The organism is Pseudomonas sp. EYE_354 (genome assembly GCF_023148575.1).
GTDB lineage: Bacteria > Pseudomonadota > Gammaproteobacteria > Pseudomonadales > Pseudomonadaceae > Aquipseudomonas.
The window spans coordinates 326680-338561 of sequence record NZ_JAHXNQ010000002.1; the positions used below are offsets into that span (position 1 = coordinate 326680).

At 61.4% G+C, this 11882-nt stretch carries 12 protein-coding genes; 3 read left to right on the forward strand and 9 right to left on the reverse strand.

Features of this window, described 5'->3' with window-relative positions; translation table 11 throughout:
• Window positions 1-936, forward strand: coding sequence for a LysR family transcriptional regulator (locus KZX66_RS04225; RefSeq protein ID WP_248076727.1), 936 nt, complete (start codon window positions 1-3; stop codon window positions 934-936).
• 3 nt (window positions 937-939) lie between these two features.
• Here the strand turns inward: KZX66_RS04225 and KZX66_RS04230 are convergent, their stop codons facing one another.
• The 3 genes from KZX66_RS04230 to KZX66_RS04240 all read right to left on the reverse strand — a co-directional run bounded on the left by KZX66_RS04230 (window position 940) and on the right by KZX66_RS04240 (window position 2638).
• Window positions 940-1302: a 5-carboxymethyl-2-hydroxymuconate Delta-isomerase gene (locus tag KZX66_RS04230; protein ID WP_248076729.1), complete on the reverse strand. Its 363-nt coding sequence runs from the start codon at window positions 1300-1302 to the stop codon at window positions 940-942.
• Between the two features lie 45 nt (window positions 1303-1347).
• Entirely contained in the window at window positions 1348-2271 is a 924-nt protein-coding gene (locus KZX66_RS04235; RefSeq protein WP_248076731.1) for a LysR substrate-binding domain-containing protein, read from the reverse strand.
• Window positions 2272-2377: 106 nt separating this feature from the next.
• Window positions 2378-2638, reverse strand: a complete 261-nt coding sequence (locus tag KZX66_RS04240; protein ID WP_248076941.1) for a hypothetical protein — start codon at window positions 2636-2638, stop codon at window positions 2378-2380.
• An 83-nt stretch (window positions 2639-2721) separates the two neighbouring features.
• Here KZX66_RS04240 and KZX66_RS04245 point away from each other — a divergent pair, with 83 nt between their 5' ends.
• Both KZX66_RS04245 and KZX66_RS04250 read left to right on the forward strand, forming a co-directional pair.
• Complete coding sequence (locus tag KZX66_RS04245) at window positions 2722-4026, forward strand: MFS transporter (protein WP_248076733.1); 1305 nt, start codon at window positions 2722-2724, stop codon at window positions 4024-4026.
• The gene (locus KZX66_RS04250) at window positions 4026-4784 is read left to right on the forward strand and encodes a substrate-binding domain-containing protein (RefSeq protein WP_248076735.1); all 759 of its coding nucleotides are present in this window, start codon (window positions 4026-4028) and stop codon (window positions 4782-4784) included. Before KZX66_RS04245 ends, KZX66_RS04250 begins: the two co-directional genes overlap by 1 nt.
• 84 nt (window positions 4785-4868) lie before the next feature.
• On the opposite strand, the gene KZX66_RS04255 is transcribed toward KZX66_RS04250, so the two are convergent.
• The 6 genes from KZX66_RS04255 to tssF form a co-directional block, all read right to left on the reverse strand.
• Window positions 4869-6494 (reverse strand): methyl-accepting chemotaxis protein, encoded by a 1626-nt coding sequence (locus KZX66_RS04255; RefSeq protein WP_248076736.1) that lies wholly within the window; start codon window positions 6492-6494, stop codon window positions 4869-4871.
• A gap of 440 nt (window positions 6495-6934) precedes the next feature.
• Window positions 6935-8056, reverse strand: coding sequence for a type VI secretion system ImpA family N-terminal domain-containing protein (locus KZX66_RS04260; RefSeq protein ID WP_248076738.1), 1122 nt, complete (start codon window positions 8054-8056; stop codon window positions 6935-6937).
• 23 nt (window positions 8057-8079) lie between these two features.
• On the reverse strand, window positions 8080-8520 hold the full coding sequence (gene tssE / locus KZX66_RS04265; protein WP_248076740.1) for a type VI secretion system baseplate subunit TssE: 441 nt from the start codon (window positions 8518-8520) through the stop codon (window positions 8080-8082).
• Between the two features lie 3 nt (window positions 8521-8523).
• A complete protein-coding gene (tssJ, locus tag KZX66_RS04270; RefSeq protein ID WP_248076742.1) occupies window positions 8524-9048 on the reverse strand; it encodes a type VI secretion system lipoprotein TssJ in 525 nt (174 codons plus the stop codon).
• Window positions 9029-10126, reverse strand: coding sequence for a type VI secretion system baseplate subunit TssG (gene tssG, locus KZX66_RS04275; protein WP_248076744.1), 1098 nt, complete (start codon window positions 10124-10126; stop codon window positions 9029-9031). Before tssG ends, tssJ begins: the two co-directional genes overlap by 20 nt.
• Window positions 10090-11859: a type VI secretion system baseplate subunit TssF gene (gene tssF, locus KZX66_RS04280; RefSeq protein WP_248076746.1), complete on the reverse strand. Its 1770-nt coding sequence runs from the start codon at window positions 11857-11859 to the stop codon at window positions 10090-10092. Before tssF ends, tssG begins: the two co-directional genes overlap by 37 nt.
• Window positions 11860-11882 lie beyond the last annotated feature (23 nt).

An 11882-nucleotide genomic window follows, 5' to 3' on the forward strand; every position in this document is an offset into this window, starting at 1 on the left:
ATGCTAAACAGTAACTTGCTCAGAAAGCTCGATATGCAGGACTTGATGGTGTTTATCGCCGTCTATGACCAGAGCAGCGTTACCGAGGTGTCAGAAACGCTGTTCGTCAGCCAGTCCACCGTCAGCTACAGCTTGAAGAAGCTGCGCACCAGTTTTGAAGACGAGTTGTTTATCAACACGCGGGCGGGCATGCGTCCTACGTACAAGGCCACCACCATGTACGGTCATGTGCAGAAGATCCTCGAAAGCATCAATTTGTGCCACGCCGGCGGCCAGGCGTTCGATCCGACGCACAAGGCGGTAACCTTCAATGTGTGCGCCCCGGAATATTTCGAACAGTTGATCCTGCCGCGCCTGCTGCAAACCTTCGACCGCGCCGACCTGCCGGTGATCGTCAATGTACAGAAGCTGGAAACCGACATTCCCGCCGAGGACCTGCGCGAAGGCCGTTTGGACCTGGTGATTTGTTTCGGCCCGCACTTTCACCGCGCCCACAAAGACTTCAAGACCCAGATGCTGCTGGAGGACGACCTGGTGTGCGTGTTCGACCGGCGTGCCGCACCCCGTGAGCCGGCGTTCAGCCTGCAATCGTTCGTCGAGCGTCGCCACGTATTCCCCACGCCATGGACCTCCGACACCAACATGATCGACGGCTGGCTGGCGCGCCAGGCCCGCAAGCGCCAGGTGATCGCCCGCGCTAACAGCTACAGCGCCGCGTTGAAGATGATCACCGGTACCGACTTCATCGTCACCCTGCCCCGCCGCGTGCAAAAACTGCTGGCGCCGGCGCCGACCTTCGGCCACTGCGAGGCCCCCAATGGGTTGCCGGGTTTCACCCTGGACATGCAGTGGAACGAAACCAGTGAACAGGACAGCGCCAATACCTGGTTTCGCGAACAGGTGGTGAAAGTGTGCGCAGATCAGGGGTTGCTATAGCGCTCAGCCAATGGCGACTTTGCTGTAGGCATCGCGGTCCATGTCGCGCAGCTCAACGCTCAGTTGCACCTTTACGTCATCGGGCCATGGGCCAAGGTCTTGCAACACCGTCAGCAGGCTTTCCGACAGCTGCTTCTTGACCTGCGGCGAACGCCCGCTGAGCAGTGCCAGACGCACCGCGACAAAACCTCGTTGATCCAGGCTGGTGCCCACACGGAATCGCTCGACTTTCACCGCACGGCTTTTGATATCAAACTCGGCGCCGAACTGACCGGAGGCCACCAGCGCATGATTGAGGCGCAACAGAGCCTTGTCGGCGTCCAGTTGCGTCAGGTTGGCGGTGTATTCCAGATGCAGATGCGGCATGGGTAGCTCCGAGCTTGTTGTAGGAAGATTCTCGAATATATAGCGTCAGGCCTTCGTCCCCAAGCCTCGATCACTCATAAAGGCTTCCAACCGCGAACGCACCCACCGCTCGGCCGGGTCGGTGTCGACGTGGCTGAGCCAGACCATCGACAAATCCAGCGTCGGGGTTTCGAACGGGAACGGCTCACAGAACAGCTGGCCCGACACCGCCATGGCTTCGGCAGTGTAATCCGGCAGGCTGGCGATCAGGTCGGTCCCGGCCAGCAAGGCGGGCAATGCGCTGTACTGCGGCACGGACAGCACCACATGACGCTTGCGACCGATCTCGGCCAGCCACTCATCGGCAAACCCCGACACGTTGGCCGTGTGGGACACCAATACATGGGGCCGCGAGCAGTATTCATCGAGGGTCAGCGGCGTGTCGGAGGCATCGGCGCGCAACAGCCGTGGGCGGATATGGCGCAACAATTTGCGCTTGGCATTCGCCGGCAGGCCACGGGTCTGGGTGATGCCCACGGTGATATCGCCGGACGCCAGCAGGTCGGGAATGCGCCAGTAATCCACATGCTGCACCACGAACACCACCTGCGGCGCCTCCTGGCGCAACGCGCGCAGCAAGGGTGGCAGCAGGCCGAACTCGACGTCGTCGGACAGGCCGATGCGAAAGGTCATGGTGCTGATGGACGGGTCGAAATCATGGGTCAGGCTCAGGGCCGACGACAGCGAATCCAAGGCCGGCGACAGGTGCTGGATGATCTCTTCGGCACGCGCCGTGGGCTCCATGCGATGGCCGACGCGAATGAACAGTGGGTCGTTGAACAAGGTACGCAGACGGTTGAGCGCCGAGCTGATGGTGGGCTGGCCAAGAAACAGTTTCTCGGCCACCCGTGTCACGTTGCGCTCGAGCATCAGTGCTTCGAAGACCACCATCAGGTTGATGTCGGCCTTGCGTAATTCATTGCGATTCATCGGCGCCTGCCCTTAGCCCAAGACAGCCCGCAGTGTAGAAAGCGCGACGGACGGCGTCTATGCGCCTATCTGCTGATAGGCCCGATTCGCGAATCGGCGTTGCACTTCAAGGCTTGAGCGGAAACTCCTGATCGCGCTCCGAAAGCTCTGTACCGTCGTCCGGATGCTTCCAGGTCTGGGGTTTTTCTTCTTCGCGCTGCCGCGCGGGCTGCTCGTGCTCCGACTCATCCGAGCGTTTGTGTTCGTTGCCCATCGCCACCTCCCATCCGTAAACATTGGTCACACCTTCCAGCATAGAACAGGCGCGACAACTTGCTGAAATCAACGATTCATAGCCGTCAAGCATGAATAAAACTAAATTTTTCACTTATCATTTCTAAATGTGTCAGCCACTATCTTCAGTCTTACGTGAAATAAGCACTTTAAAAAGAAAGCTGGAGACACAAAACCATGACAAGCCCTTCCCGGCCCGCCTCTGCCCGCTCCAAGATTGGCGCGGTTTTCCGTGTCACTTCGGGCAACTTCCTCGAACAGTTTGATTTCTTCCTGTTCGGCTTCTACGCCACCTACATCGCAGCTGCGTTCTTCCCCGCCGCCAATGAGTTCGCATCCTTAATGATGACCTTCGCCGTGTTCGGCGCCGGCTTCCTGATGCGTCCACTGGGGGCGGTGATTCTGGGTGCCTACATCGATGACGTCGGTCGCCGCAAAGGCCTGATCGTGACCCTGTCGATCATGGCCAGCGGCACGCTGTTGATCGTGCTGGTGCCGGGTTATCACACCATTGGCCTGTGGGCACCGTTGCTGGTGCTGCTCGGTCGCCTGTTGCAGGGCTTCTCGGCCGGCGCGGAACTGGGCGGTGTGTCGGTGTACCTGGCCGAAATGGCCACGCCGGGCCGCAAAGGGTTCTACACCAGCTGGCAGTCGGGCAGCCAGCAGATCTCGATCGTGGTCGCAGCGGCACTGGGCTATGGCCTGAACGTGTGGATGGAACCGGCCGTGGTTGCCGACTGGGGCTGGCGCATTCCGTTCGCCGTGGGTTGCGTGATCATTCCGTTCATCTTTGTGTTGCGTCGCAACCTGCAGGAAACCGAAGAATTCGCCAACCGCAAGCATCGCCCCACCATGCGCGAAGTCATGGCGACTCTGGTGAAAAACTGGACGGTGGTCATCGGCGGCATGCTGATGGTGGCCATGACCACCACCGCGTTCTACCTGATCACCGTGTACGCACCGACCTTCGGCAAGACCGTGCTGCAACTGAGCACCTCCGACGCCTTGCTGGTGACCTTGCTGGTGGCGGTGTCGAACTTTGTCTGGCTGCCGATCGGCGGCACCTTGAGCGACCGCTTCGGCCGCAAGCCGGTGCTGATCGCGATGACCGCGCTGACGGTTCTCACGGCTTATCCAGCGTTGTCCTACGTGGTTAACGCGCCCAGCTTTGCGCATATGCTGGAAACCCTGCTGTGGTTCTCCTTCCTGTATGGCATGTACAACGGCGCGATGATCCCGGCGCTTACTGAAATCATGCCGGTGGAAGTGCGCGTGGCGGGCTTCTCCCTGGCTTACAGCCTGGCGACTGCGGTGTTTGGTGGCTTCACCCCGGCCATTTCCACCTGGTTCATTCACATCACCGAAGACAAAGCCTCGCCGGCCTACTGGATGATGTTCGCTGCGGTGTGCGCGCTGTGTTCGACACTGGCCTTGTATCGCCGCGCCAATACCCGTGGGCAGGTCATGCAGGAGGCCGTGTGATGAAGCCGCTGTTCTACGCCCTGACGGCCGCGGCCCTCGGCGCCCTGGCGCTGACGGCTCAGGCCGAAGAACTCAAGGTCATGACTTCCGGGGGCTTCACCGCTGCGTATAACGTGCTTGGCCCGCAGTATGCCAAGCACAGTGGCGATACCCTCCAGACCACCCTCGGGCCGTCGATGGGCAAAGCGCCGGAAGCGATTCCCAACCGCTTGGCCCGTGGTGAACATGCCGATGTGGTGATCATGGTTGGCTACGCCCTGGACGACCTGATCAAACAAGGCAAGGTCGACCCTGCGTCCCGCGTGGAACTGGCGGACTCGCGTATCGGCCTGGTGGTCAAGGCTGGCGCAGTGAAGCCGTCCATCAGCACCGATGCCGCGCTGAAGGCCGTGCTGAGCAAAGCCAAATCGGTGGCGTATTCGGACAGTGCCAGCGGCGTGTATGTGGAGAAAGAGTTGTTCAAGAAACTCGGCATGCCGGCCAAGGGCACGATGATTGAACGTATCCCGGTGGCTTCGGTGGTTGCCAACGGTGACTACGAAGTCGGTTTGCAGCAGGTGGCGGAATTGTTACCCGTGCCAGGCGTGACCTATGTGGGCAAGATTCCCGAAGATGTGCAATCGGTGACGCGCTTTGCGGCGGGTATCCCGGTCAACGCCGAGCACCCGCAGCAGGCCCAGGCCTTGCTGCAGTTCCTGGCGTCCCCCGAGGCGCAACCGGTGGTGCAAGCCACCGGCCTGGACTCGGTGTCACGCTGACCGAAACCCCTCTCCTACCCCCACCGCTTCAACGCCAGCGCCGCAGGTGGCCATGCCCGCCTGCGGCGCACTCGTCCGAACTCACTACAGCTGAAACCGCGCCACTGCGTCATTGAGCGCAACCGCCAGCCGTGCCAGTTCCTGGCTTGAACCATTGATCTGCCCGGCGCCGGACGACGATTGCGCCGACAGGTCACGAATGTTCACGATATTGCGGTCGACTTCCTTGGCCACCTGGGCTTGCTCCTCGGCCGCACTGGCGATGACCAGGTTGCGCTGGTGGATCTGGTCGATGGAGTCGGTGATCTGGCTCAACGCACCCCCGGCCCCTTCGGCCAAGGTCAAGGTCTCGGTGGCGCGCTGGGTGCTCGACTGCATCGAGGTCAGGGCGTCGTTGGAGCCGGTGCGCATGGCGGTGACCATCTGATCGATCTCCAGGGTCGATTGCTGGGTTCGATGGGCCAGCGCTCGCACTTCATCGGCCACCACCGCAAAACCGCGCCCGGACTCACCGGCGCGCGCCGCTTCGATGGCGGCGTTGAGTGCCAGCAAGTTGGTCTGCTCGGCAATGGAGCGAATCACGTCGAGCACCTTGCCGATATCCCGCGATTGTTCAGCCAGGTTCTGCACCAGGGTGGAGGTCTCGCCGATGTTGCTGCTCAGGCCCTGAATCGCGCTGACGGTTTCACCCACACGGTGCTGACCTTCGCGCGCAGTCTCATTGGAAAGGCGGGTGGACTCGGAGGTGGACATCGCATTGCGCGCCACTTCTTCGGCAGCCGACGTCATCTCGTTGACCGCCGTCGCCGCCTGCTCGATTTCCGCCGTCTGCTGTTGCAGGCTGCGGCTGCTCTGATCGGTAATGCCATTGAGGTCGGTGGCAGAAGCGGCCATTTGCGCCGCCGATTGACGAATCAATTGCAAGGTACTGCGCAAGCTGCCCTGCATGGATTGCAGCGCCACGAGTAAACGGGTGACCTCATCATTGCCGCTCACTTCCACACTCTGGGTCAGGTCGCCCCGCGCAACGTTCTCCGCCGCGCGCATCGCCTGGCCCAATGGCCCCACGATGCTGCGCGTCAGCAACCAGGCCAGCGCGACCGTACTCAAACCCGCCAGGATCACAAAACCAAAGACCATGGTGCGTGACTGGCTGTACTGCAACTCCGCCGTCTGACCTTGCCGGTTGACTTGGGCGTTGTAGTAGTCGGCCAGTGCATTGAGCTGGGCGCCGGAGCCATCGACCACGGTTTTCATGTCCACCAGCAACAACTTGTTGAGCTCGGCGCTCTGCTGCTTGTCGGCCAGCACGAAGGACTGCGCCAGACCTTGTTGGTACTGGCGCAACGAGCCCTGGAACTGGTCATAGAGCGCGCGCACCTCCGGCGTGTCGATTACCGCATCGAGGTCAGCCAACCGCTTCGTCAAGTCCTGGCTGCGGGTGTCCATCTGGCTGCGGTACTGCGGCAGGCTTGCGGGGTTGGGGTCCAGTGCCATACGCAGAGAAATCGTGCGAATGCGCAGCATGATTTCGCGGATATCCGCCACCAGCCGAATCTTGGGCACCAGCCCGCTTTCCACCTGCACCGCACTGGCACGGATGCTTGCCATATTCGACAGCGCAAAAAAACCCAGAAGGGCCACGAGCAAAGCAATCAAGGCAAAACCCAGACCCGCGCGGCGGGCGATGGACAGGCTGCGAAGGGACATTTAGCAGGGCACTCTTATTGAGGGATACGACATCGTATGACAGCATTTCGGCCGCGCGGGTAAGGACTTTAGGGAAACAGCGCTCAATAAAAAGCCTGCTGAACCGTGAGGTGCGCAGGCTGTTCAGTGACAAGGACTTTCACAGATCCATACAGGCGGGTTCAGTCGACTACTGACACGTCCCACCCTTGTGATGCGACCCCGTCCCGCCCACGGGATGAGTGCCTTTGGGGCAGCCCATTGCCAACATCGGGCTCGCGACCAATACCATGAGCACAACCACCATCGATAGCTTCTTCATAACCCCCCCTCCGTGGCCATCACGACACGTGATATCACAACGATATCACGCGCGGAGGGAGTTTAGCGATTGCGGCGGCCTCAGTCTCATCAAGGCATTCGTTGGACTCGATCCGGCACTGCACCAACCGCCTTTATGATCACTTGCCTGTCTCCCCTGCCAAAGCGCTCTGCTCACAAGCGCCCACTTGCGGTACCAACTGGATATCCACGCGCCGGTTAGCGGTACGCCCGGCCTCGGTCTCATTGCTGGCGATCGGCTGATTGGCCGCCAGGCCCTGCACCGCAAAACAGCTGTCGGCAATGTCGCCCATCTGCTGCATCCAGTCGCGCACAGCGGAGGCGCGGGCGTGGGACAGGGCCTGGTTCTGCTCCAGAACCCCGGTCGCGTCGGTATGCCCGGCGATCACGATAAGCCAGCCCGGCTGGGCTTTGATGCCGACCAGGGCGTTGATCAGTACCTTGGTCGAGCCTGGCTTAAGGATTGCGCTGCCGGCGTCAAACAGCGACAGGCTGTCCAATCGCACGGGTTCGGGCATGCGGGGCGCGCGGTCCTGATTTGTCAGCCATGTCCGCCAACCGAGTCCAGCGAGCAAGACAACGACCATCGTCCCGGCAAACAGCCATAAGGTCACACGCCGCTGGGGTGGCGGCACCTCGGGGGTTGGCAAAATGACCACTTGAGGCGCCAATGTCGGAGCCATCACTCTGACAGGTGCCAGCACCTTCGTACTCGATACGTGGCTTTGCTCAAGACGCTGGATCAGACAGCCCAGTTGGTGGCGCAGAGCCTGCAATCTCAGCAGAGGATCAGCGCCCTGCGTAAGCAAACGCGCCTGTAAATGTGCCAGCTCGATGCCCAGTTGAGACAGCGCCGGCACACTGTGGGCAGTCACCGCCATGGTGCGCAGCAACACCTGCATTTGATCGAGCAACCACTCCAGCAGATCCAGGCGCGCCGAGGCGGTCGGCGGCCACAGCCGCGGCCACTCGCGGCTCAGGGCCTCCAGCAACACCACGCCTTGGGCGATGCCCTCAGGTCCATGGCGCTGACCACGTGCCAAGGTGTAAAAACAGGCGGTTTGAAAGTCGGCGCCATTTTGTTGGAACAGCGCCAGACAGCTTTGCTCCACCGCCGCCCAATCCACATCCGGGCAGGCAGGATGGCCGAGTTTGGCCAACTCCTCGCGCAATCGCGTAAATTCACTGAAGCCGCGCGGATCACCGCCGACTCGGATACGCACCTCAAACAACGCCGTCATCGGGCTTCCCTTGCATTATGGGTTCAGGGCTTGGTCAGGTAGTGCTGTCGCTTCAAGTGACGCACCAGCACCTTGCCTTCGGGCGACACGCGGGTGCCGAAGCTCACGTGCTGCCCGTCCTTAAGTTGCGCGTCCAAGACATACTCCAAATGCCCCGGCAACATCTGCGGCCGCAACTCAATGGCCACCGCCGCCAGCCGCGGTTCGTACTTGAGCAACGTGGCGGTCATGGTGCCGACCAAGCTCTGGGCCGAGGCGGGCAACCCTTGCAGGATCAGGCTCATATCCGGCAGCCCGTAATCGGGCAGATGACTGAGTGCACCCGCGCGGCTGTTGAGGATGCGCTGCAGGTTGTCCAGCACCGACAGGGCGTGCTGGTCCTCTTCGCTGACGCGATGCAAGTCCAACTCACCGTCGAAATTCTGCAGCAGCATTTCGTACAGCGAGCAGTTGTACTCGGTCATGGGTCAGTCCTTGGCCAAGGGCCGCAGGGTCAAGCGGTTATCCCCCAACTCGATGACCCGCGCCCGGTCCGGGTCCAGGTCATCGCGGGTCAACGTCAGGCGCCAGGTGTTCGATTGGGTATCGGGGCTGCGGAACAGCGCCACCACCGTGACGAACTGCGCGTCCTTGTCCATTGGCACGTTCAACTGGGCGCCTTCCTCGGGTTTCACCACCACCGAGCGTTTGTCGAGCAATGCGCTCGCCAACAGTTGATCGTCATCGCCGAGCAAACCGTCGTAGGTCGCCTGCTCCGTCGCTTTGGTGTCGCGCAGTTGGTATACCCGCACCAGCGTCGGCACCGACAAGGCGCGACTGTCCGTGGCATCGGTGTTCAGTGCGGTGCGCGCACTGAAATCCAGGTGCAGGGTTTTGACCTGCTTGTAAAAGATCGCCCTGGCGGTGGAGGCCGTACTATCCGCGACGGTCTGGACCAGGCCACACCCGCCGAGCGCCGCAAACATCACCAGACTAAAAACGATACGCAACATGCTGTGTTTCCCAGTTGTGGGGATTAATCGAAAGGCCTCTGTAGCGGCCCAGGTTGATCGTGAGCGTGTCGTGCTCTGCCGCCTGCCAGGCAGCGCCGCCCAGGCCCAGCACGCCGGTCATACCGAGCCGGATGGGCGCGTGCCCCAGCACCGGTACCGGCAGGCTGCGCACCGGCAATGACAACTGCAAGGTGGCCGTGCAGCGCCACCCCAGGTACACGCGCAGCAGCACCAGCAAATCATTGTGCAACTGCGCACCGGGCAACCAGTCCTCGGCCTCCTGCGGATCGTCTGTATGCAGCCTCAAGCGCAGTTGACTGTTGGCATCAAACCCGGCGCTGCCCAGCGGCGTGCCCTGGGACAAGCGCACCGGGCGCGCGGCACACAGCGCGGCAGGTTGCTCCAACGCAATTTTTTGCGGCCAACGCGCAGTGACCTGCGCCTGGGTGTTGGGCGCCAGCAACTTGACCAACGCGGTGATGCCTTCGGCATTGCGCGTGGGCAGGCGCATCACACTGAGCAGTGCCAGAAAACGCGAGACCGGCGTAGCGATCTGCTGCGCCGTACCGCGAATCCCCAGGCCGATCAGGCCCAACAGGCATTGCGAGGTGGCATCGGTGCCGCCCGCTTCGAACGTCGCCGGGTAGGAATATTTGCGCCAGACCCGGTAGAACTGGGTGAAGATCCGGTGGTTGAAAATATCCAGGAAGGCTTCCAACGCTTCATGCCCTTCCCGGCGCTGCGCGATGTCATCCAGAAATGCCGTCGGCATCGGCGAGTCGACCCCGTACAACCCGAGCAGACGCGTGCGTACCGTGGCCGGGCGCTGCGGGTGAGCGTCATCGGTTTCAATCGCCTTCAGTTCACTGGTCGGAAAGCCCATGCCCGGATCGGGCCGAAAGCGCACGGCGTCATCGGCCGGGTGCGCGGTACTGCCCAAGGGCGGGTGATCGGGCAAAGCCTGTTCCAGCAACTGGCAAAAGCGGTACAGGTTGGCCTCGGCCACTCGGCCCTGCAGGGCGTCGAGCAGACCGCCAGCTTTCAGCCGGGAATACGCTGACTGTGGTTCTCGTTCCATCGCAGGCACTTTCCAGTAGGTTGCAGGATCAGCGTGAGCTGGGTGTACACATGAATGTCGGCATACAAGGCGAAGAAGCGATTGAGCATTTCGCCGAACAGGCTGATGTCGCCCTCCCCCGGGAAGCCATTGGCATCCAGGGTGATTTCGATATCCACTCCGCGCAGCACAAAGCCTTTCTCGAAACGCTGCACCAGGTGATGACGCACCTCGACAATCGCTGCCAGGCGCCGGCGATTCAGCTCGCTGCCGGTCCAGTCGTACAGCGCCAAGGTGCCGCGCAGCACCTCGGCGTTGTCGAGCATCGAGAGGAAATTCGAACCCAGGTGACTGAGTACTCGCCAGTGAAAACGATCGCGGTTCGGTGGGTAACACGGCAAGGTCGGCGCACACAGGTTGCGCACGCGCAAACCGAACTGGGTGGACTGCACCAGCGTATCGAGCAAGGTGCTTTGCAGCGCCTTGCGCGGCAACTGGCCGTGGGTGCCGGTCAAGCGTAACGACAGGTTTTCACACTCATGCAGGCGGTCCTTGTCGAAGCCTTCGCCGCCCAGGATCAGCCAGGTGTCATGCAAACCATTCGCTGCGCGCTTCAGGCGCGTGTGGAAGTAGCGTTCCGGCGCCTCGTCACGCAGCATGCCGCCCTTGTGGCGAAAGCTGGTGAAGGGCACGTAGTCCTGACGTTCGACGTTCTTCGACGCGGTGACCCGGTCCACCGAATAAATTTCGGTATGGCCGTCCTGCAAACGCATGGGGCGCAACAGGTAGTCGGTTTGCAAGGGCGCCAGGGTCAGCGGGTCGGACTCCAGCGAGAACAAATTGATTACGGGAACGGCGTGCAAACGGATGTGCTCGCGGCTCAAGTCGAAGTTGGCCGGCCAGGGTTCACGCAACACCACTTCCAGTTCGAACCAGGCGGTACAGGGCTTGATCTGCAACTGCTCCAAGCCACACAAAGTGACGAACATGAATTTTTCACGGAAGCTGAAATACTCCAGCAGCAACTGATAACCGCTGAAGGCACTGTCACCCTTGGGCCACAGCCGGTCCTCATCGGCAAAGCCCTTGGGCGCGAAATGCCCGGTCAGTGGCTGGCGTTCGGTCTGGCCGGGCCTGCGTACATACATCGCTTGCACATTCAGGGTCAGCGCTTGATGCAAGGCACTGGCCAACGGCGCATCGGCATTCAGGTACAGAGGTAAACAGCTGAGGTCGATCAGGCTCCAATCCGTCAACGCACCGCAGGCAAAGCGCAGGCGCAGCACTGAGCGACCATCCATTTCATGACCGCGCCCCACCGACTCCAGCGCCAACGGCCGCAGGGTCACGTCCTGGGTGGTGGTGTAACGGCAGCGGGTGCGTTGCGGCCCGATGGGTTGCGACAGCACCTCAAAACCCTGGGCGATCAACTCGCTGCGCTTCATCTGCGCAAGGTCGGGCATCAGTTCAACCACCGACAGCGACGGAATGGTGCGCAGGTAATGCGGCCACAGCAGACTGACCAAGCCTTCGGTCAGCTCCGGCAGGTCATCGTCGAGCTTTTCCCGCAGGCGCCCCATCAGGAAGGCAAAGCCCTCGAACAGGCGCTCCACATAGGGATCCTGCGCCCCAGGTTTGTCCAGGTTGAGCTGCGCGGCTCGATCCGGAAACGCGTCCGCGAACTCCTTGCCGGCCTCGCGCAGGTAGCGCATTTCGGCATCGAAGTAGCGCAGTGTCAGATTGTCCATGCTCACAGAAAGAATCCTGATGTAAGAGG